Source organism: Acinetobacter sp. R933-2, from assembly GCF_030325485.1.
GTDB classification, from domain to species: domain Bacteria; phylum Pseudomonadota; class Gammaproteobacteria; order Pseudomonadales; family Moraxellaceae; genus Acinetobacter; species Acinetobacter sichuanensis.
On the sequence record NZ_JACAIJ010000001.1, the window covers coordinates 195,138 to 216,849 of the forward strand.

Below are 21,712 nucleotides of genomic sequence, written 5' to 3' on the forward strand. Positions count from 1 at the left end.
TTAATTCAGCGTACTATTTTTACAACCCACTGTATCACACTCACGGATTCGCTCTCTTAACCAAGCATTGCGTTCCTGTGTTTTCTCTAAATTACAGTTCACAAAAACTGTACGCTCTGCTTCATCTGAACATTGTGCATCACGCTCTTTAATCCAAGAAACTTGAGAACGTTTCAAAATTGTTTTTTGATTCGTTGTGAGTTTACTTCTGAGTAATTGATAATTTTTATTTAACTCAGCATCTGCGCTAGCATAAATTTTATTACTACAATAAATATCGTCATAAGCATTACGTGCATTGTCACAATTATCTGCAAATGCAAAACTTGACAGGCACATCATACCCAAACCTAGCCAAATCTTTTTCATTGTCTAATCCTTATCATGTTTGATTTTTGTTTTTCATGTTGTCTAACCAATTATCTAATTTATCAATCAAACAACACTACATCATGAAAATTTTTACTACACTCACAAGGAATGTCAATATCAATCGTGTGTTGACCATGAGGGAGAATATTCATGAAAAAAATCATGTTTTGTGTCGGGCTTTGCTATCTAGGATTGAGCTTAACAGCCTGTCAAACTGAGCTTAATCGCCCTTATGACCTCAATGCGTATTTGCATAACTTTCTTGGTCAACCTAGTCAAACTATCCAAGATAACTTGAATTTTAAAAAATTAGGCTATCAGAGCAAATCACCCCAAATAACTGAATCAAAAATAATTTATACTATTTATCGCCCTTTAAATATTCCAATGCCACAGGGTGATGTAGGTCTAGGCAAAGTGCAGTCTGGTGCGAGTAGTTATGATATTAATTTTCAATGTAAAATCATTTTTGAGTTAGAACAGAATATTGCAAAAGCTGTAAATTATTCAGGAAGAGCATGTTAACTCTCTTATTCCCTTTAAAACTTGTATTTTTATTGCGAAATACAATGACTTTATTTAACTGAATAAAATTATACTTACATCTCGATAACATTTTAGACAACTTAAATAAAAAATGAGAATTCACAATACCTTATTATGCTTATTTGTTAGCACAGGATTACTCTGTGCTTGCTCAACAGTCCATCAAAAGCGTAACCAAACGTTAATGCAAAAGTTAAATACTTATCAAGGGCTGAGTGCTGAAGAAGTACAACAGCAAATCAATTTAAAAGATATTGGTATTCAACTAAAATCACCACCTAAAATCAATGAACAACAGCTTGTATATACTTTTGAACGTCGTGTTTATACGGCTATGTCATCTCAACTTCCTATTGCGGATGCACGAGGACGCTTTATTCCAATGCAAATGGGAGGTTCAAGTGAAACCTACGCCAACCAGATGTCCTGTCATATCATTTTCAAATTAAAACAACAACATGTCACCGCAATTCAACTTAAAGGTCGTGCTTGTTAATTTGCCTTTTTTCCTTAAATGGGCATAAAAAACGCAGCCTAAGCTGCGTTTACATGACATCTAAAATAAAATATTAAGCGAGTGCTGCAACAACTGCATCACCCATTTCAATTGTACCAACTTTATTCATGCCTTCTGACATGATATCCCCTGTACGTAAACCTTGATCTAATACATTACCTACTGCATCTTCAATGGCTTTAGCAGCAGTTTCTTCACGGAAGGTATAACGCAGCATCATTGCAACAGACAAAATGGTTGCAAGTGGATTCGCCACGTTTTGACCTGCGATATCTGGCGCCGAACCATGACATGGCTCATACATCCCTTTACCATTTTCATCCAAAGATGCTGATGGCAACATACCGATTGAACCCGTTAACATTGCAGCTTCGTCAGATAAAATATCACCAAACAAATTACCCGTTACAATAACATCAAACTGTTTTGGCGCACGTACCAACTGCATTGCAGCATTGTCGACATACATATGTGACAAATTAATTTCTGGATATTGTTCTTCTTTTAAAGCAGTTACAGTTTGTTTCCAAAGCTCAGTGACTTCTAAAACATTGGCTTTATCGACTGAACAAACTTTACCACCACGTAAACTTGCCATTTCAAATGCAACTTTAGCAATACGTTTAATTTCAGATTCTGCATAAACGTCAGTGTTATAGCCTTGCTTTTCGCCATTTTCTAACTCACGAATACCACGTGGTTGACCAAAGTAAATACCACCTGTTAACTCACGAACAATGAGAATGTCTAAACCAGAAACAATTTCAGGCTTTAGACTTGAAGCATCAGCAAGTTGTGGATAAAGAATAGCAGGACGTAAATTTGCGAATAAATTCAATTCACTGCGGATTTTTAACAAGCCACGTTCAGGACGAATTGAACGCTCAATCGTATCCCATTTTGGACCACCAACTGCACCTAACAAAATTGCATCGGCTTTTTTTGCTTGCTCAGCAGTAACAGCAGGATACGGTTCGCCATGTGCATCAATGGCTGAACCACCCAACAAACCATGTTCCCAAGTTAAACCTAAATTAAATTTTTCATTGACATGATTTAAGACTTTTTCTGCAGCAGCAACAATTTCAGGACCAATCCCATCACCAGCCAAGATCAAAATTTGTTTAGACATTTGTGTTTCCATTTATATTGTTGGCAGCCATACTGCCAAGTAAGTTTAAATTTTTTGCTCTATATATTCGCTTAAACCAGTTTCTGCATTATAGGGGCGACAAAAACGACGAATCACTTTTTGCCCTTGCAACATGTCCACACATAAAGGTGACGGAGCTGAAACATTCAACAAACTCCCTGAGCTTTCTGATCGTTTTCGATACATTTTAAAGGTGTAATGCTGATTTGCTTTAAAACGATGAATAACATGAAAAACTTCTGCATGTTGTTGAGATATAGGATAAAAACGAATTACCAATTCATATTGATTTGCAGGTACTGTCAAATAAAGTGAAGTTTTTTTACTCTCTTTTTTTGACAACTTTAAATAACCTTGTTTAATCGCAGCAGGATTAATACGATGTGTATCCGCATCAATTAATACCATATTACCAAGACGACCAAACTCACAACTTTCCGCTCCTGTACAATAAAGCGTGACATTATTCAGCGGATTGTGAGGCTTATTTTCCGCTGTTTTAACGCGTAAAATATCAGTTGTCTGACAAGCGCTGAGTGCTAAACTCAACACACCTATCATGATGCGATAATCAAAGACCTTAATCATTGTTTTGGTCCAACCCTAGTCACCTAAAACATTCATTTTTTTATGCTTCATATGTTAACAAGAGTTGAACTTTCACGCTATCTCTTATCTAACTAAGCTTGAATTTCAGCAAAAACCCAAGGACGTGCTTGTTTGGTCTTTTCTTCATACGCACAAATGTCATCTTGCGCCTGTAAAGTTAAACCAATGTCATCCAAGCCATTCAATAAACAGTGCTTACGGAATGGATCAACTTCAAATTTAAATGCTTCACCGTTTGGTGTACGCACTTCTTGCGCTTCCAAATCAATGGTCAATTGATAACCTTCATTGGCAAAACATTCTTTGAATAATTGATCGACAATTTCTTCAGACAAAATGACAGGTAACATGCCATTTTTAAAGCTGTTATTGAAGAAAATGTCCGCATAGCTTGGTGCAATTACAGTACGGAAACCATATTCTTCCAACGCCCACGGCGCATGTTCACGACTTGAACCACAACCAAAATTGGCACGTGAAATCAAGATTGAAGCACCTTGATAACGTGGCTGATTCAAAGCAAAATCAGGGTTTTTAGGACGTTTGGAAATGTCCTGACCCAAATAGCCTTCATCTAAATAGCGCAACTCATCAAATAAGTTATCACCAAAACCTGTACGTTTGATCGACTTCAAAAACTGTTTTGGAATAATTAAATCTGTATCAACATTGGCACGGTCTAATGGTGCAACGATACCTTGTTCAACGGTATATTTTTTCATTTTTAATTCCTGAAAAATATCATCACTTTAAATCTCCCCTACCCCCTCTTTAATAAAGAGGGGAACTTCTCCCTTTTACAAAAGGTGAGAAGCTTTGCTTCGCAAGAGGGGGATTTTAGAAACTGCGTACATCCACAAAATGACCTGCGATTGCTGCTGCCGCCGCCATGGCTGGACTCACCAAATGCGTACGTCCACCATTGCCTTGACGACCTTCAAAGTTACGGTTTGAGGTCGATGCACAATGCTCACCCGGTTGTAATTTGTCAGCATTCATTGCCAAACACATTGAACAACCCGGTTCACGCCACTCAAAACCCGCTTCAATCAAGATTTTATCTAAACCTTCAGCTTCAGCTTGTGCTTTGACCAAACCAGAACCCGGTACAACCATCGCTTGTTTAATGCTTGAAGCGACTTTCTTACCTTTCGCAACTTCAGCCGCAGCACGAATATCTTCAATGCGTGAGTTGGTGCAAGAACCAATAAATACACGGTCTAATTGGATATCTGCCAATGCCTGACCTGCATTTAAGCCCATATAGTTATAAGCACGTGTCCAGTCATTGCGCTGTACGTCATCTTTAGCCTGTTCCAAAGTAGGTACAGCTTGAGAAACGGGAATCACCATTTCAGGAGAAGTTCCCCAAGACACTTGAGGCTCAATCTCTTCACCTTGTAAAACGACAACCGTATCGAAATGTGCACCTTCATCAGAAACCAAAGTATTCCAATAAGCGACCGCAGCATCCCATTGTTCGCCTTTTGGTGCATATGGACGATCTTTCACATATTCAATGGTTTTATCATCGACAGCGACCATACCAACACGTGCACCACCTTCGATTGCCATATTACATACTGTCATACGACCTTCGATTGACATATCACGGAACACTTGACCACCGAATTCAATCGCATGACCTGTACCACCCGCTGTGCCGATTTTACCAATGATTGCTAATACGACATCTTTTGGTGTTACACCCTGACCTAACTTGCCGTCAACACGGACAAGCATGTTCTTCATTTTCTTTTGAACTAAACATTGCGTTGCCAATACATGTTCAACTTCTGAAGTCCCGATCCCATGTGCCAAACAACCAAATGCACCATGTGTTGCTGTATGTGAGTCACCACATACCACAGTCATACCAGGTAAAGTTAAACCTTGCTCAGGTCCTACAACATGCGCAATGCCTTGACGGACATCATTGATGTCAAACTGAACTACATTAAAGGTTTTACAGTTGTCATCTAAAGTTTGTACTTGGATACGAGATGTATCATCTTCGATCCCTGCAATACCTTCAGAACGTTCCTTACTTGAAGTTGGAACATTATGGTCAGGTGTTGCCACATTGGCACTTAAACGCCAAGGTGTACGTCCAGCCAACTGCAAGCCTTCAAACGCTTGAGGCGACGTTACTTCATGCAATAAATGACGGTCAATATAAAGAAGTGAAGAACCATCATCTCGTTGTTTTACTAAATGGTCATCCCACAATTTATCATACAATGTTTTTGCTTTTTGGTTTTCGCCTGCCATGTCGAGGTGCTCCACTGGACTGGGTAATTCTTTCATTAACTTCGATTATAACCACGTTTTCACATAAATCTAATTTATCATTTTTATTAATTTAAAAACTTTTAAGAATGATTTAAATCTATTGAATATTGCTAAAAATATCCACTCACTATTCAATCTAGCAGTTTTAAATCAATAACAAACTCTTGCATCCGATAAAAATATTTCGGTTTTTCTAATTGTCCCTTACTCAAACCATCAAACATGGGCATAGAAAACATGCGTAGATTCAGGGATTTAAAATAACGATCTTTTTTCAATTTTGCAGGATGAAAGAAATACAATGTAACACTTCCAATTAAAGTCAAAAAAATCACTTGGCGATAATCAAATTCATGACCTTGTAAGCCATAAAGCAAGCTCGTCACAACTAATGCAAAAATTAAAATAGCAAGCAGGGACTTTTCTAAAAAAGTTTTAAAATCGATGAGTTGTGCAGAAGTATGTAAACGAGGATCAATATAAAGAATCTGATTTGAAGTTTTTAAAGCCAGAAGTTGTCCTTTTCTTACATCTTCTGGCATAAAAATCACTGCTTCTACGGGTTCATTTTCTTTAAAACTTAATTTTGTAAAACAACCATCTAGTTCAATTCCATCAATCATTGTGTGAAAATAATTGACGTCAAATTCAGGGGTTCCGTGTTTATACGCATGTTTATAAATATTCCAAGATAAGCATGCTTTATGTGTGATTTGAATCTGCTGAATTGTTCCTGATATTTGATATACATCATTTTTTTGTGCTGTGATATTGATCTCATTCAACATACTTCTATTCACTTTCTTTCTTATTCTCAAACTATAGCGGATATATTCACAAAACCAATCACCACAAATTAAAAATTCTCTTTTACATTTTAAATGATAATGATTATTATTTATTTAAGTTAAAACATTAGTGGTGATCCTCATGGCACGTCTTCAGAATTTTGTGCAGACCAATCAACGTATTTTCAAAAAAACTCTAAGTTACTACTTCATGCATATTACCGTTGCAATGTTAGTTGCCTATATGGTGACAGGTAATTTATGGATGGCGATCACATTGAGCTTACTTGAACCTACTGTACAAGCTTTTGCATTCTTCTTTCATGAAAAAATCTGGAATAAAAAAGATCAAGCTGCTTTAGCATCACAAAAAACGACCGTTGATGCTTAAAGATTAAAAACAAAAGCTGTGGCAATTTAATCACCACCTCCGCCACAGCTACTACACGAAGAATCAGAACTCGAACCGCTGTCTGAATTTGAACTCCCCTCATGATCTGAGCAAGAATGACTTGTACGACTCGATGACCCTGAACAGGATGATGAACAAGCTGTCGTACCTGATGAACATGAACTATTGGTAGGAACAGGCGGCATGTGTGAACTGACCGTCAAGAGTTGAACATACATAGCAATGAGTAAAGGTAATTTGAAATAAATACCATTTTCCCATTTTACCTGCGTATCAACTTGAAATAGACGTGGGAGAATTGACGTATTTTTCGGATTTAAATGCTGAATCTGACAAGCCGCTTGCCATGTATTCATGAGTTGTTGCTGTTGCGCTGCTTTTTGCATTCGTGTTGGCTGAGGGGCATGTGGTTGATGTTTAAGTTCATAACCCAAAGTATTTTGACACATCAAAAAATAAAAACCTTGAAACTCTTCAATCAAAAGATGCCACAACGCATCGACAGCATGTGAAGGCATGGCATAAGCCTTTTTCTGCCATAAATGTAAGGCAAGATAATCTTTAAACCCTTCTTCAATCTTCACTTTTGAAGACAAACTCATATTTGGATGACGCCGATAAAAAGCCTGCCAAATATAATCAGGAATTTGTATTGCCATTAATTTTTTTAATTTTTGCTGATGTTGTATGCGTATAAGCGCCCAAAAAAATACAAAAATAATGCTAAAAATCAGGAAAAAATAAAGATTAAAATAATAGAGAAACATACTGCCCAATAACAGTAAAATAAAGCTATAAATCAAAAATCTATCCCAAGAAAACTTAAAGACATTTCGGTCAAATGTCCTAAATTTTTTAAAAAAATGATGATGTTGTTTATTCAAATACAAACTACCTTTTTATTGTTTTTATCGTATTCAATATAAATAAGTATCCTATTTTTTGTACAGCGAAAAGTTGTATACAAATTTTTCTTAAAGAATAAAAAACTCAGTAAATTTATTCGTCCTTTAAAAAAAGTAAAAATTGCTTTGATTAATTCTTAAAATTTCTGAATAATGAATTACGCATAAAAATTCTTTATGGATGGAAATTATCATGAATCTTGCTGCCTTTGAAGCTTTTGTAAAAGTAATGGAAACTGGGTCTATTTCGATGGCAGCAGAACAACTGTTTATTACCCAACCTGCCGTCACCAAACGAATACATAGCTTAGAAGATTATTTTGGTGTCAAACTTTTTGAGTCCGCAGGTCGTGGCGTACAAGCAACTCATGCCGCCAACTCATTGCTTCCTAAAGTTAAAAATTGGTTAAATGAACTAGGTGATATTCATCACACACTCAGTCACGAACAAGGGCAAGTACAAGGGAAGTTAAAAATTGGCACGAGCCATCATATTGGTTTGCATCACCTACCAATACATCTCAAAAAATATGTACAAGATTTTCCAAATGTGACTTTAGATGTGCATTTTGTAGACTCAGAACAAGCACATGAACAAGTCTTAGCAGGTGACTTAGAACTTGCCTTTCTCACTTTACCGCCACAAGGTGATGAACGCCTAAAATATGTGAAAATTTGGAATGACCCTTTGGTTTTTGTCGTTGCACCATTTCATCCTTTAGCACAAAAAGAAAATCTAACACTTGAAGACTTAATTGAATATTCAAGTTTAATTCCTGCTTCCCAAACATATACCAGTCAAATCACTTTAGCTGAGTTTGAAAAACAAGGATTAAAACCAAAAATTACCATGAGTAATAACACGCTCGAAGCCATTCGTATGCTTGTATCCATAGGTTTAGGTTGGTCTGTATTGCCCAAAACTTTATTAAACCCTGACCTTAAACAGCTTGATATACCTGTCAATATGTATCGCCAATTAGGAATGGTTTGGCATCCTGCACGTAGTCAATCTCTTGCTGTTTTAGAACTCATTGAAATGATGAAATAAATAAAAAAGCTCTCCTTAGTTTAGCGAGGAGAGCTTTTTTAAAAAATATATCGTTTCGTTCTATTTTACTGAGTCTTCATGTAATGATTCATTTAACTGATCAACAATCGTTGCCCATTCACCATCTGAACTGAGTTTTTCAGCTAAAAATTGACGTTGTGATTCCGTCCAAAAATCAGCTTTAGTCAAAAATGTATCTGCATCTAACTGATGTGTTTCTATAAATGTTGCAATTCCCGCTTCGCTTGAGTCTAAACCCAATTGTTCAAATAAATTGGTCATTCTTGGACGTGTTTGGCTCATTTTATTTTCTCCAAATAGTTTTAAAACTTCTCATTTCAACATAACATTTTTAATTTTAAAGTGAAGTATCAAATCTTAAATATATGAAAATATTTACAAAGTTAAGACATAGACGCGATATACTCACAATGTTGATTATTTGCAAAATATGACTAATAAAAAACAGCACCGAAGTGCTGTCATTTATCTAAAAACGGCATCAATCAAATCGACCAGTCTTGAATTTCCCAACCTTGCTCTTTAGCAAGTGCTTCAAGACGATCATCTGGATTAATCGCATAAGCATGATCAGCATATTCCAACAAGAAACGGTCATTGATTGAGTCTGAATATGCCCAAGATTCAGTGACATCACGTCCTTCTAACCATTGATCTAAACGTGCCAATTTACCCTTTTGATAACACGGAATATTGATGACTTTTCCCGTGTATTTTCCATCTTTTACTTCAGCATTAGTGGCAATAATTTCCGTGATTCCAAACTCACGAAAAATCGGTGCAGTAATAAAGTCCGAAGTTGCCGTAATCCCAACCAACTCATGCCCTGCCTCTTTATGTCTTTGAATTGCTTCAAAGCCTTGAGGGCGCATTTGTGGGCGAATGACTTTTTGCATAAATAACTGGTGCAACTCGGTCAAATAATCATGGTCATGTTGTGTTAAAAACTCAAAAACAAATTCATTATAAGCAATTGGGTCGAGCTGCCCTGCTTTATAATCTTCATAAAATTTATCGTTCATTGCTCGGTGTCGAATCGGGTCAACCAAGCCTTCATTGACTAAAAACTCACCCCAAGAATGGTCAGAGTCGGTATTTAATAAGGTGTGATCTAGGTCAAACAACGCCAATTTCATGAAAATACTCGTGCAAACTGAAATTTAAGAAAAAAAATGTAAATCTATCTCCGCTTGTCGATAGAAATTCGTTAAGATCATAGCAATTTTACAACATTATTACTTTGACTTTGTCGAGTTGGATAAAAAACTAAATATCCCCATATACAAAGTCAATGAAATTCACAATTTTTAGGTAGCCAAATGATCGATTCAGAAGGTTTCCGACCCAACGTCGGGATCATTTTGGCAAATGATATTGGACAAGTCTTATGGGCAAAGCGCATTGGTCACAATGCATGGCAATTTCCTCAAGGAGGTATCCAGTTTGGAGAAACTCCCGAACAAGCACTTTTTAGAGAACTTCATGAGGAAGTGGGTCTCTTACCTGAGCATGTCCAAATAATTGCGCAAACCGAGGGTTGGCTGCATTATCGTTTGCCACTTCGATACATTAGATCGGACTCCGATCCTGTATGTATTGGACAAAAGCAAAAATGGTTTTTATTAAAATTGGTAGCGTCAACGAAACATATTCAGTTGAATCTATCTGATCCACCAGAGTTTGATCAATGGCAATGGGTCAGCTATTGGTATCCACTTGGACAAGTGGTGAATTTTAAACGTGATGTTTATCGTAAAGCAATGATGGAGTTGTGTATGCAAATGCCACAGTATTCACCTGAAAATGCCATAAAAATGTAAATGATTTTTCAGAGAGGTACTGCTATAAATAATGGGTCATCTTGCAACTCAAGCACCATCTTAATTTAAGGAGCTTATATTCATGTCAAACATGCAACTAGACACGCTAAGACGTATTGTCCAAGAGATTAATACCTCTGTCAGCTTGCATGAATCTTTAGAAATTATGGTCAATCAAGTTTCTGAAGCCATGCACGTGGATGTCTGCTCCATTTATTTATTGGATGAGCGTAATCAACGTTTTGTGCTCATGGCAACCAAAGGGCTAAATCCAAACTCTGTTGGAACAGTATCTTTACATACCAGTGAAGGTTTGGTTGGCTTAGTTGGGCAACGTGAGGAAATCGTCAATTTAGACAACGCATTTAAGCATGAACGTTTTGCCTATTTTCCTGAAACAGGTGAGGAAATCTATAATTCCTTCCTTGGTGTACCTGTGATGTACCGCCGTAAGGTAATGGGTGTGATGGTGGTTCAAAATAAAGAACCACAAGATTTTAGTGAAGCTGCTGAATCTTTTCTTGTTACCCTCTGCGCCCAATTGTCTGGTGTCATTGCCCATGCTCATGCTGTAGGGAATATTGATGTTTTTCGTAAACCCAATAGCGCACCCACCTATAAAACTTTTCAAGGTATTTCTGGGTCAGGAGGTATTGCTATTGGTCGTGCTGTCATTTTATATCCTCCAGCAGATTTAGCAGCAGTACCTGACCGTGAAGCTGATGATATTAGTGAAGAATTACAACTTTTAGATCATGCAATTGCATCTGTACGTCATGAAATTCAGTCTTTAGATGACAAAATGCAAGATGCTTTAATGGCAGAAGAACGTGCTTTATTTAGTGTGTTTTTACGTATGCTTGATGAAAATGCATTACCGTCTGAGATTAAAACAGAAATTCGTGATGGTAACTGGGCACAAGGTGCTGTGCGTATTGTCATCGACAAACATATTGCACTTTTTGCACAAATGGAAGATGACTATTTACGTGAACGTGTCTCAGATTTAAAAGATTTAGGTCGCCGTATTTTAGCTTATTTACAAGAAGCTGATGCGAGTCATCGTGAACTCACAGATGAAAGCATTCTCATTGGGGATGAAATTTCTACTGCGGCATTGGTTGAACTGCCAGTTGATAAAATTGCTGCCATTGTCACCACTGAAGGTGCAATGAACTCCCATATGGTGATTGTCGCGCGCGCACTTGGCATTCCAACTGTGGTTGGTGTGACTGAGCTGCCAGTAAATGCACTCGATGATGTAGAAATGATTGTTGATGCGCATCAAGGACGTGTTTTTATCAATCCACCACGTCGTTTGCGCGCACGTTATAAAGAAATTCAAAAAGAAGAAGAACAAATTGCAAAAGATTTAAAACAATATGAAACCAAAGATGCAATCACGCCCGATGGTGTTGCAGTCAATCTCTATGTCAACACAGGTTTGATGATTGATGTCGTGCGAGGTGTACAACGTGGTGCTAAAGGCGTTGGATTATACCGTTCTGAGATTCCATTTATGTTACGTGAACGCTTCCCAGGTGAAGAAGAACAACGTGCTATTTATCGTCAACAACTCAGCCACTTTGCCAACAAACCTGTTGTAATGCGTACCCTCGACATTGGTGCTGATAAAGACTTACCTTATTTCTCGATTGAAGAAGAAAATTCAGCATTAGGTTGGCGTGGTATTCGGTTTACCCTTGATCATCCTGAAATTTTTTCTTCACAAATTCGTGCCATGCTCAAAGCCAGTATTGGTTTAAATAACTTACATATTTTACTGCCGATGGTCACAAGTGTCAGTGAAGTTGAAGAAGCTTTATATTTATTAGACCGTGATTGGCATGCAGTGCAAGAAGAAGAACAAGTCAAAATTACCAAACCTAAAATTGGTATTATGGTAGAAGTTCCAAGTGTACTTTTACAAATTGACGAATTTGCGCCTTTGGTTGACTTCTTTTCTGTGGGTTCAAATGATTTAACACAGTACTTATTGGCAGTCGATCGTAATAATCCTCGTGTCGCGAATGTCTATTCTCATGCACATCCTGCTGTATTACGTGCACTGACTCGTTTAGTTCAAGAATGTCACAAGTATGATAAACCTGTCAGTATTTGTGGCGAAATGGCGGGCGATCCATTAAATGCGATTTTACTCATGGCAATGGGTTTTAATACTTTATCAATGAGTTCGAGTAATATTCTACGGGTACGTAAGGCAATTTGTCATGTACCAATGCCTGATGCTAAAGAGCTACTTGAACAAGCCTTAAAAATGAATAATCCGTTAATGGTCAAAAGCTTACTTGAATATTATTTTAAGACGCATGGTCTAGATGATTTAATTAAAAGTACAACACGTGTGGTCAGTTATAGTTAAAAACTAAGCACAAGCTAAAAAGTAAAAAGGTCGATAATCATCAGAATATCGACCTTTTTTGTGTTTAGAATAACCACGTTTTTCATTTTTCTTTCGATCTACAAAAGTCTGGCTTTTGTTAAAATCGTTCATGTGTTTTGCCACAAAGTTGTGAATCACAACTTCTGGCGTAGCTTTTTTCTTCGCCATTTGATTTTACCTTTTATATTAAAAACATCAGCATGATGTGAAGCATATAATGCGCTTTTTTGTGCAAAATACAAGCGGATTTATCTAAAATTTCTGTCCTATCACACAATAAATACAAGCAATTCTTTGTATAACATACCTAATGCCAAAAAACACATCAGAAAAGCCAATCCTTTTAATAAAATTTGCTGCATCCATATATTATTTAAAAGTTTTTTAATTTTTAAGGCTGCAAAAATATATACACTTCCAATCATCAATAAAGTCAAAACCGTAAGTCCAATCAAAACAATACTTTTTTCTTTTAAGGACTGTGAGCCAAAAACTGTCGGCACTAAAGCGAGATAAAAAGAGATCGTTTTAGGATTACTTAAGGTAATAAACAAACCTTCTCGGTATGCTGAAAATGAATTCTTTATATCTAAAATTTGAGTTTGATCATTGAATAAATTATCTTCAAAATTCCAATATTGATAGGACAAATATAATAAGTAAAAACTGCAAAGAAATATCATATAAAATGAAAAGTTTGGACTAAGCTTATGAATATAATCAATTAAAAAAATAGAACTTAGCAAAAATAGAACATCACTTGTGATAAGCCCTAGAAGCATCAACGATGCTTTTTGATAACCTTGAATAAAAGTTTTAAACATTAAGCCTGTCATACCAGGTCCTGGTAATAAAGCAGCAATAGCTAAAGTGAAGAAATACATAAAAAATTGAGTGAAATCTTGCATCAGCGTCACAACCTAAAATGATCTTAGATAAACCATCTTATTTTTTGCGAAAAATACAGGTAAAGCTCTTCTATTTATTTCCAAAATTACAACAAAAAAGGTATAAATGACCTTTAATATAGCTTTTAAAGACAAAAATGACCCAAAAATCCATAGATAAAACTGACTCTAAAATTTTAGCGTTATTACAACGTGATTCTCGTATTTCCAATGCCGAACTCGCTGAAAATATCGGAATGTCTGCTTCCCCATGTTGGCGCAGAGTGAAACATTTGGAAGATACAAGCATCATCAAAGGGTATGGTGTATTGTTAGACCGTAAAAAAATTGGCTTAGGGGTTATGGTTTTTATACGTGTTTCTATTGATAGCCATAGTGAAAAAGAAGCCAAAAAATTTGAAGAAGAAGTGACTGCTTTAGAACATGTAGTGGCATGTTATAGCATTGGTGGTGATGCTGATTTTCTTTTACAAGTTGTATCACCTGACTTAGACACCTATGCTGAATTTTCAATGTCAATTATTCGTCGTTTGCCAGGTATTAAAGAAATGCAAAGTATGTTTGTACTTAAAGAAATTAAACCTTTTCTAGGTTTTCCAATTTTAAATTTTTAGCGATCTTATAAATTTAAAATAAATACTGCCATAACAAGCTATTAGAGAAATATCGTACAAATTATTACAAACAAAATCATAAAAATAAAAAATTATTAAATATTTTCAACAAGATAAATTTGCTTTATTCTTAAAACATATATATATTGTATATACATTTTTGATCATCACCTTTGGGGATAAAAACGTTATGGCTGAATTACCCAAAAAAACAAAGGTGAATAAAAAAGATGGACAGCTCTTAATTCGCATTAACAGTGCTGAGCGCGATGAGTTTTTACAGCTCTGTGAGCATCTGGACACCAGTGCAGCACGTGAATTAAGAAAATTTATCCGTAGTTTTATCAAAAAACATCAGCCAACGGATCCTCAATCGAAGGAGTAACATGATGTCAAAGCAAGTTAAATCTTTAAAGAAAAAAATCAAAGCACGTTTGGACAAAATTTCAAAACACGAAGGTAAATTGAAAAAGCTCCAAAAAAAGCTAAAAAAACAAAAGTAATTGCGATTACTTTTCCAAGCTTGAATCTTAATCAAAACGCTTAAAATGAAGGTCATCATAAAATGATGACCTTCGTGTTTAAAACTGATCTGTTTTGAATCTCTAGATGTTTAGGCAGCCAAAGCTCTTTCCAACAACCTTTCCACATCTACAGTTTTCGCATCTACCATACCCACCACACGCCCATGAAATTCACTATAACGGGTTTGAATAAATGCATTTGCCACAAAATCAGGCGCATACTGTTTCAGTAAAATTGCCTGAGCAAGAATCACCAAACGACTGACCAAACTACGTGCCATAAACTGCAATTCATATGCTTGTAAACTGCTGAACAATTTAAATAAATTCTGTAATTCATTTTGTAAAACTGCATCCTGAGAAGCGACTTCGGCAAAAGATTTGAACAACACTTCTATAGATTCACGATCCCGCTGAATGGCACGTAACACGTCCAGACACATGACATTGCCCGAACCCTCCCAAATGGTATTTACAGGCGCTTCTTTAAAAATACGTGCCATGATGCCTGTATCGACATAACCATTGCCACCAAAGACTTCCATCATTTCACCCGTCAGTTCAACGGTACGTTTACACACCCAAAACTTCGCTGCAGGGGTCATGATGCGTTTCCAAGCCTGTGACAAGGCATCATCATGCTCATAACAATGTGCAAGATGAAAACTGAGTTGCATTGCCGCTTCAGTTTCCAGAGCCAAATCGGCAAGTACTGCTTGCATTAAAGGCTGTTCAGCTAAATGCTTACCAAAAGCTTTGCGCTGACGGGTATAGGCGATGCACTGTACCAACGCCTGACGCAGCATCGCACTCGAACCGACAGAACAGGTTAAACGGGTATAATTCGCCATTTCAATAATGGTCGGAATGCCTCGCCCTGCCTCACCAATCATAATGCCCCACGCATTTTTAAATTCAACTTCCGAGCTTGAATTACTGCGATTACCAACTTTATCTTTTAGGCGCTGTATGTGAATGTTGTTCTTGGTGCCATCTTCCAACCAACGTGGCACAAAGAAACACGCCAAACCATCGTGTTCAGTTTTTGCTACAACCAAGTGTGCATCACACATTGGCGCAGAGAAAAACCATTTATGCCCTGTCAGTAAATAGGCTTTGCCACGCCCTGATTCAGCCACAGGCACAGCAAAAGTTTCATTGGCACGGACATCTGAACCGCCCTGCTTTTCGGTCATGCCCATGCCCATCCAAATGGATTTCTTCTGAGCAATAGGCACATCTCGTTCATCATATTCAGTCGATAGTAATTTTTGTCCGACTTTTGCCCACAGTTCAGGTTCATTTTGAAGCAGTGGAATACTGCCTAAAGTCATCGAGTTGGGGCATAAATTTCCACATTCTACCTGTCCACTCAGAAAGAAACGTGCTGCCCAATCCACCCATTTTGAAGGAGATTTTGGATGGTTAAATGGATGTGCGTGGGTATTAAATTGGCGATTTAGTCCCATCCATTTATGCCATGCAGGATGAAACTCTAGAAAATCTTTACGGCGACCTCGGGCATCAAAGCTATGCAGTTCAGGTGTATGACGATTGGCTAAATCTGCATATTGATAATATTCAGTTGAACCTGCAATCTGTGCCAGTTCAGTCAGTGTTTGTTGATCCTGACTGCCATAGCGTTGCAAAATTTCCTGTAAAACCTGATCTGTGCTGAATAAATTGTAGTTTTGCAGTTCATCAAACTGATTATTGATCTCGTGAGTTTGCCATGCTGTGATTGCCTGAGTTTGTGCTGTATTCATTTTCAACTCCTGTCTTGTTGTTTTGTCCGATTACATTCAGTATAGAAGAAAACTCCTGCACGGGTGTTCGGATTATTTCTATGGCTTTAGCAAGCATCAATGTACGGCGTAAGCCCCGTCAATCAAGGGCGCGTATGACTCAAGAAGCGCTGATGGAAAGTTTTGTTCGGCTTTTGCATGAACATACAGCGCATGAAATTACCATTCGGGAAATCACCGAGCTTGCGGGTGTGGGTTTGGGGACGTTTTATGAGTATTTTTCCAAAAAGGAAGATTTGATTGCTTTGCTGATTCATCAGCAGGTAAAAACCAATGCTGAAACAGTTCAGAGTTATGCACAAAGTCTGTATGAGTTATCCACAAATTTAGTGTTGGGTGATTATTTAGAGCAAGTGATTCATTTTCAGTTACAAGAAATGCAAGCGCAGCAGTTTTTATGGGCGCAGTCTTTTTTGTTGGAACGGCAGATTTCGAGTATTGAAATTTATCAGAAAAGTTATGCCATGATGGTGCAGATGTGGCGCAGTATTCTTGCGCCTTTTGTACAGGATGATAAGCAATTGCAACGTATCAGCCTGAATATTCAAAGGATTTGTTATGGTTTTATTTCCCAGACCTTGCTGATTGAACCTGAGTTTAAGGATTGGCAGGTTTTGAAGGGGGATGTGGTCTGTATTCTGAAAAATTTAGATTAGCTCACATTAGATTTGTAAATAAATATATCGTTTTTATTCGTAAAAGAGACCAAAACAACTTAAAAAGAAAGCGATTTGTTTTCAAGTCGCCTTTTTACGAATTAATGGCGGCTTTTAAAATATAAGCATTTGATTTTAAATAAAAATACCCTAAATAATGCCATTATGTTAAATAAGAGTAAGCCTAGACATATCCAAATGTTAGGGACAAACCTTCGTTAAAATTATGAAAACACAGTTTCGATATATAAAAAATGTACAGGCTCTAAATTTTCATTTAAATAGCAATGAGTTGGTTATATCTTTCATATAGAAATCACTTAGTACGCAATCAGCATTATAATATAATCCAACTATATAATCAGGTACTTTACTTTGTTCTTCATCTGCTAACGTTGATGCTGATTTCTGTGATTCAAAAACTTGTAATTTTTTAATATTTTTATAATCTATAAACTTTCCGTCAATATAGACTGTTTGCTCGACTAAATAAGGTTCAATAATATATTTTTTTATATCATCAAGTGACGTTTTGTCTGTTTCACAAAGTTTAAAAGGGAAGCCACCTTCACCATTTTCAAGAATAGCAACATGGTAGAACATCAAAGATCTCCTTTCATAAAGTGAATGTTATTAGAGTTAGCAGTTCAAGTAATTTTCTTGAGCGTAAAGGAATATTTAATGTCATTAAGATTTCCTAAAATTAACATAATACACCTTATGCAAAATGCAGAAGCTATTTATTTTATTTCAAAAACTTAAACACAATAAAAAGCTTAACTTACACACGTTGAAATTTTATTGTCCCACAAAAAAAACCGCCCTCAGGCGGTTTCTTTAAATATTAAATGAATTACTTCACATCAAAACGGTCCGCATTCATCACCTTCGTCCATGCCGCTACAAAGTCTTTGACAAACTTCTCTTTGTTATCATCCTGAGCATACACTTCAGCATAAGAACGCAGAATTGAGTTCGAACCAAACACAAGGTCTACACGCGTTGCTGTGTACTTCGTTTCGCCTGTCGCACGGCTTACGATGTTATAAGAGTTCTTGCCTGTTGGTTTCCAGTTATATGACATATCAGTCAATGTCACAAAGAAATCATTGCTAAGTACGCCTACTTTATCGGTAAACACGCCATGTTTCGAGTCAGCATAGTTCGCGCCAAGTACACGTAAACCACCAATCAACACCGTCATTTCAGGAGCAGTTAAACCAAGCAATTGCGCACGATCCAACAATAATTCTTCAGGCTGAACGGCATATTCTGCTTTTACAAAGTTACGGAAACCGTCCGCTTTAGGCTCAAAGTCTTCAAACGAATACGCATCCGTTTGTTCCTGAGTCGCATCACCACGCCCTGCAAGGAATGGAACTTTGACGTTCACACCTGCATCTTGTGCTGCTTTCTCAACGGCTGCTGTACCACCCAAAACAATCAGGTCTGCAATGCTGACTTTTTTAACCAATGTGCCCTGAATTTCTTCAAGTTTCGCCAGAACTTTGGCTAAACGTGCAGGCTCATTGCCTTCCCAGTCTTTTTGTGGAGCAAGACGGATACGAGCACCATTTGCACCACCACGATAGTCCGAACCACGGAAAGTACGTGCACTGTCCCAAGCCGTTGCAATCAGTTCAGCAGACGTTAATCCACTATTCAATAATTTGGCTTTAATATTCGCTACATCGACATCAGACAAGGTATAGTCTGCTTTTGGAATTGGATCTTGCCAGATTAAATCTTCAGCAGGAACGTCAGCACCTAAGTAACGGGTTTTTGGTCCCATATCACGATGCGTCAGTTTGAACCATGCACGGGCAAATACATCAGCCAGTTTGTCAGGGTTGTGATAGAAATCTTCTGCAATTTTGCGGTATGCAGGGTCAAATTTCAGTGCCATATCGGCATCTGTCATCATTGGGTTACGGCGTACATTTGGGTTGTGTGCATCAACAGGTTTATCTTCCTCTTTGATGTTCACAGGTTCCCATTGTTTTGCACCCGCAGGGCTGAGGGTTTTTTCCCATTCGTAAGTAAACAATAAATATAAAAATTCATTATCCCATTTGTCAGGATGCGTTGTCCAAGCACCTTCAAGACCACTGACCATGGTATTGCCTGCATTGCCCGTGCCTTCTGAGTTGTGCCAGCCTAAGCCCTGAAATTCGACATCTGCGCTTTCAACATCTGCGCCAAGATTTTCCGCCTTACCATTACCATGTGCCTTACCAACGGTATGACCACCTACTGTTAATGCAACAGTTTCTTCATCATCCATACCCATACGGTCAAAGGTCACACGCATGTCCTGCGCGGTACGTAATGGATCCTGGACGCCATCCACACCTTCAGGGTTCACATAGATTAAACCCATTTGCACTGCGGCAAGTGGATTGTCTAAAGATGAGCGATCCTGATCATCTTTATAACGTTCTTTGGTTGGCGCCAGCCACTGACGCTCTTCACCCCAATAAATGTCTTTTTCAGGTGCCCAAATGTCCAGACGACCACCACCGAAACCAAAAGTTTTTAAGCCCGCAACTTCATAAGACACCGTACCTGCCAATACAATCAGGTCACCCCAAGACAGTTTATTGCCGTATTTTTTCTTGATTGGCCAAAGTAAACGACGACCTTTATCGGTATTGACGTTGTCAGGCCAACTGTTCAATGGTGCAAAACGTTGGTTACCAGTATTTGCGCCACCACGACCATCTTGTTTACGGTATGAACCTGCCAAGTGCCATGCAGTACGTACAAACATACCAATATAGCTACCATAATCAGATGGCCACCAGTCTTGACTGCTGTTGATGAGTTCTCTTAAATCTTGTTTAACTGCTTCTAGATCTAGTGATTTGAATGCTTTGGCATAGTCAAAATCAGGATCAAGCGGATTGGTTTTAGTATCGTGTTGTGAAAGAATGTCTAAATTCAGTGCATTCGGCCACCAATCAGTATTGTCGGTGCTGGCTACGCTGGTTTGTCCACCTGCCTGATGAAATGGGCAACCTGAAGCTGGCGTGTTGTTATCCATAATTATTCTCCGCATACAATTATAAAATAAAGAGATAAAGCAAGTTTTGTTGAATAGTTTACCCCTAAGAACATAGCTGTTTTTTTTGATAAATTACAGCAAATTTAACGAATTAAAACAATCGGATAATCCTATTTAAAATATTAAAAATAAATGACTTTTTTATTTTCAAAGGGATAGCTTTTTTTTATTTTATGTTACACAATTACACTGAATATTTTTTAAATTCGAATGTTATTTTCGATTTTTCCAATATAAATTTTCTATGATCAATAAATCAGTTATATTTTAAAAAAGTCTCTGAAACTTAATCTATGTATAACAATAAATCGCTAAGTTTTGATTCACATCAAATTGCCAATATCATCGAGCAGCACAATATTATTCTGTTTGATGCAATCTGCGTCATTTGTAATCATTGGGCAAAATTTCTTATTCAATATGACCATGCTGCTTATTTTAAACTTGCTTCGGTTCAATCGCCTCTAGGGGAAGCCATTTTAAAATATTATGGGATGTCGACAACTGACTACTCAACGATGGTCGTTATTCATCATGGGCAACGTTATATCGAATCAACGGCATTACTCAAAGTCATGCAGTCTTTAGGTTTGCCTTTTTCTTTGATGCGAGCAGGCTATTTTATGCCACGCCCATTTCGAGATTTTTTATATCGTCGTGTTGCACTAAATCGTTATCAAATTTTTGGTACAACAAATGACTGTATACTTCCTTGTGCCGAAAATCAGCAGCATTTTTTGGAAAACGTTATTTATGCAAATAGAAAAGAAAATTAAAAATATACTGTTAACACTACATTTGGGTTTAGCAATTTTATGGATCTATCAAGGGCTGGTTCCTAAAATCATTGCTAAATCTGTTGATGAACAGCGTTTTTGGGCAATATTTTCTCTGCCTGAACAAATCATGTTTTTTTTAATCAACATCGTGGGACTTGGTGAAATATTATTTGGACTCTGCTTTCTTTTATTCAAAAATAAATTATTAATTTCATTACATTATTTAAATTTATTTGCAATGCTAGGCTTAAGTATTTTTGTGGTTATTGTCCATCCCTTATATTTTACCGCTGCATTTAATCCTTTTGTAATGAATGTTGCGATGGCTACACTTTCTCTCGTAGCAATTCAAGTCTTAAAAATACAAAAAATCTGAATGAGTTTATCATTCGATTTTGCAATGATTGATTTAAAAGGCAACAAAAGTAGTAAATCATCTGTTCTAATTCATGTATTGCAATCTATTCCTGAA

25 protein-coding genes are annotated in these 21,712 nt (G+C 37.1%); 11 read left to right on the forward strand and 14 right to left on the reverse strand.

The genetic code is table 11. The features are described from left to right. A complete protein-coding gene (locus HX005_RS00955) occupies positions 1 to 369 on the reverse strand; it encodes a lysozyme inhibitor LprI family protein (protein ID WP_107006837.1) in 369 nt (122 codons plus the stop codon). Positions 370 to 522: 153 nt separating this feature from the next. Between HX005_RS00955 and HX005_RS00960 the strand changes: the two genes are divergently transcribed. Further along, positions 523 to 897 (forward strand): hypothetical protein, encoded by a 375-nt coding sequence (locus HX005_RS00960; RefSeq protein WP_286375982.1) that lies wholly within the window; start codon positions 523 to 525, stop codon positions 895 to 897. Between the two features lie 205 nt (positions 898 to 1,102). Then, complete coding sequence (locus HX005_RS00965) at positions 1,103 to 1,414, forward strand: hypothetical protein (protein WP_107006838.1); 312 nt, start codon at positions 1,103 to 1,105, stop codon at positions 1,412 to 1,414. Between the two features lie 73 nt (positions 1,415 to 1,487). On the opposite strand, the gene leuB is transcribed toward HX005_RS00965, so the two are convergent. The 5 genes from leuB to HX005_RS00990 form a co-directional block, all read right to left on the reverse strand. Then, positions 1,488 to 2,567 (reverse strand): 3-isopropylmalate dehydrogenase, encoded by a 1,080-nt coding sequence (gene leuB, locus HX005_RS00970; RefSeq protein WP_286375983.1) that lies wholly within the window; start codon positions 2,565 to 2,567, stop codon positions 1,488 to 1,490. Between the two features lie 45 nt (positions 2,568 to 2,612). Next, complete coding sequence (locus tag HX005_RS00975; protein ID WP_107006840.1) at positions 2,613 to 3,176, reverse strand: hypothetical protein; 564 nt, start codon at positions 3,174 to 3,176, stop codon at positions 2,613 to 2,615. 92 nt (positions 3,177 to 3,268) lie between these two features. Beyond that, positions 3,269 to 3,919: a 3-isopropylmalate dehydratase small subunit gene (leuD, locus tag HX005_RS00980; protein ID WP_286375984.1), complete on the reverse strand. Its 651-nt coding sequence runs from the start codon at positions 3,917 to 3,919 to the stop codon at positions 3,269 to 3,271. A 115-nt stretch (positions 3,920 to 4,034) separates the two neighbouring features. After that, the gene (leuC, locus tag HX005_RS00985; protein ID WP_107006842.1) at positions 4,035 to 5,468 is read right to left on the reverse strand and encodes a 3-isopropylmalate dehydratase large subunit; all 1,434 of its coding nucleotides are present in this window, start codon (positions 5,466 to 5,468) and stop codon (positions 4,035 to 4,037) included. A gap of 152 nt (positions 5,469 to 5,620) precedes the next feature. After that, a complete protein-coding gene (locus HX005_RS00990) occupies positions 5,621 to 6,277 on the reverse strand; it encodes a hypothetical protein (protein WP_286375985.1) in 657 nt (218 codons plus the stop codon). A gap of 136 nt (positions 6,278 to 6,413) precedes the next feature. On the opposite strand from HX005_RS00990, the gene HX005_RS00995 reads away from it, so the two are divergent. Then, positions 6,414 to 6,668 (forward strand): DUF2061 domain-containing protein, encoded by a 255-nt coding sequence (locus tag HX005_RS00995; protein WP_286376173.1) that lies wholly within the window; start codon positions 6,414 to 6,416, stop codon positions 6,666 to 6,668. A 26-nt stretch (positions 6,669 to 6,694) separates the two neighbouring features. On the opposite strand, the gene HX005_RS01000 is transcribed toward HX005_RS00995, so the two are convergent. Next, entirely contained in the window at positions 6,695 to 7,348 is a 654-nt protein-coding gene (locus HX005_RS01000; protein WP_286375986.1) for a UCP032817 domain-containing protein, read from the reverse strand. A 439-nt stretch (positions 7,349 to 7,787) separates the two neighbouring features. Between HX005_RS01000 and HX005_RS01005 the strand changes: the two genes are divergently transcribed. Beyond that, a complete protein-coding gene (locus HX005_RS01005) occupies positions 7,788 to 8,645 on the forward strand; it encodes a LysR family transcriptional regulator (RefSeq protein ID WP_286375987.1) in 858 nt (285 codons plus the stop codon). Positions 8,646 to 8,705: 60 nt separating this feature from the next. On the opposite strand, the gene HX005_RS01010 is transcribed toward HX005_RS01005, so the two are convergent. Both HX005_RS01010 and HX005_RS01015 read right to left on the reverse strand, forming a co-directional pair. Beyond that, positions 8,706 to 8,948 (reverse strand): DUF2789 domain-containing protein, encoded by a 243-nt coding sequence (locus HX005_RS01010; RefSeq protein WP_130072147.1) that lies wholly within the window; start codon positions 8,946 to 8,948, stop codon positions 8,706 to 8,708. Between the two features lie 203 nt (positions 8,949 to 9,151). After that, positions 9,152 to 9,802, reverse strand: a complete 651-nt coding sequence (locus HX005_RS01015; protein WP_286375988.1) for an HAD family hydrolase — start codon at positions 9,800 to 9,802, stop codon at positions 9,152 to 9,154. Positions 9,803 to 9,985: 183 nt separating this feature from the next. Between HX005_RS01015 and HX005_RS01020 the strand changes: the two genes are divergently transcribed. Together HX005_RS01020 and ptsP are read left to right on the forward strand one after the other, a co-directional pair. Further along, entirely contained in the window at positions 9,986 to 10,486 is a 501-nt protein-coding gene (locus tag HX005_RS01020) for an RNA pyrophosphohydrolase (RefSeq protein ID WP_107006848.1), read from the forward strand. 82 nt (positions 10,487 to 10,568) lie between these two features. Further along, a complete protein-coding gene (gene ptsP, locus HX005_RS01025) occupies positions 10,569 to 12,869 on the forward strand; it encodes a phosphoenolpyruvate--protein phosphotransferase (RefSeq protein WP_107006849.1) in 2,301 nt (766 codons plus the stop codon). Between the two features lie 3 nt (positions 12,870 to 12,872). Here ptsP and HX005_RS01030 read toward each other — a convergent pair whose 3' ends face one another. Together HX005_RS01030 and HX005_RS01035 are read right to left on the reverse strand one after the other, a co-directional pair. Next, the gene (locus tag HX005_RS01030; RefSeq protein WP_107006850.1) at positions 12,873 to 13,058 is read right to left on the reverse strand and encodes a DUF7230 family protein; all 186 of its coding nucleotides are present in this window, start codon (positions 13,056 to 13,058) and stop codon (positions 12,873 to 12,875) included. 101 nt (positions 13,059 to 13,159) lie between these two features. Next, complete coding sequence (locus HX005_RS01035; protein ID WP_286375989.1) at positions 13,160 to 13,798, reverse strand: LysE family translocator; 639 nt, start codon at positions 13,796 to 13,798, stop codon at positions 13,160 to 13,162. Positions 13,799 to 13,935: 137 nt separating this feature from the next. Here HX005_RS01035 and HX005_RS01040 point away from each other — a divergent pair, with 137 nt between their 5' ends. Then, positions 13,936 to 14,412: an Lrp/AsnC family transcriptional regulator gene (locus tag HX005_RS01040; RefSeq protein ID WP_107006852.1), complete on the forward strand. Its 477-nt coding sequence runs from the start codon at positions 13,936 to 13,938 to the stop codon at positions 14,410 to 14,412. A 190-nt stretch (positions 14,413 to 14,602) separates the two neighbouring features. Further along, the gene (locus tag HX005_RS01045; RefSeq protein ID WP_107006853.1) at positions 14,603 to 14,797 is read left to right on the forward strand and encodes a hypothetical protein; all 195 of its coding nucleotides are present in this window, start codon (positions 14,603 to 14,605) and stop codon (positions 14,795 to 14,797) included. Positions 14,798 to 15,025: 228 nt separating this feature from the next. Here HX005_RS01045 and HX005_RS01050 read toward each other — a convergent pair whose 3' ends face one another. After that, complete coding sequence (locus tag HX005_RS01050; RefSeq protein WP_286375990.1) at positions 15,026 to 16,702, reverse strand: acyl-CoA dehydrogenase family protein; 1,677 nt, start codon at positions 16,700 to 16,702, stop codon at positions 15,026 to 15,028. Between the two features lie 80 nt (positions 16,703 to 16,782). Between HX005_RS01050 and HX005_RS01055 the strand changes: the two genes are divergently transcribed. Continuing rightward, positions 16,783 to 17,397, forward strand: a complete 615-nt coding sequence (locus tag HX005_RS01055; RefSeq protein WP_286375991.1) for a TetR/AcrR family transcriptional regulator — start codon at positions 16,783 to 16,785, stop codon at positions 17,395 to 17,397. 273 nt (positions 17,398 to 17,670) lie between these two features. Here the strand turns inward: HX005_RS01055 and HX005_RS01060 are convergent, their stop codons facing one another. Then, the gene (locus HX005_RS01060) at positions 17,671 to 18,000 is read right to left on the reverse strand and encodes a hypothetical protein (protein ID WP_286375992.1); all 330 of its coding nucleotides are present in this window, start codon (positions 17,998 to 18,000) and stop codon (positions 17,671 to 17,673) included. 250 nt (positions 18,001 to 18,250) lie between these two features. Continuing rightward, on the reverse strand, positions 18,251 to 20,440 hold the full coding sequence (katG, locus tag HX005_RS01065; RefSeq protein ID WP_286375993.1) for a catalase/peroxidase HPI: 2,190 nt from the start codon (positions 20,438 to 20,440) through the stop codon (positions 18,251 to 18,253). Positions 20,441 to 20,754: 314 nt separating this feature from the next. Here katG and HX005_RS01070 point away from each other — a divergent pair, with 314 nt between their 5' ends. Then, positions 20,755 to 21,237 (forward strand): thiol-disulfide oxidoreductase DCC family protein, encoded by a 483-nt coding sequence (locus HX005_RS01070; RefSeq protein ID WP_286375994.1) that lies wholly within the window; start codon positions 20,755 to 20,757, stop codon positions 21,235 to 21,237. Then, positions 21,215 to 21,616 (forward strand): DoxX-like family protein, encoded by a 402-nt coding sequence (locus HX005_RS01075; RefSeq protein WP_286375995.1) that lies wholly within the window; start codon positions 21,215 to 21,217, stop codon positions 21,614 to 21,616. Before HX005_RS01070 ends, HX005_RS01075 begins: the two co-directional genes overlap by 23 nt. The last annotated feature ends 96 nt before the right edge of the window (positions 21,617 to 21,712 follow it).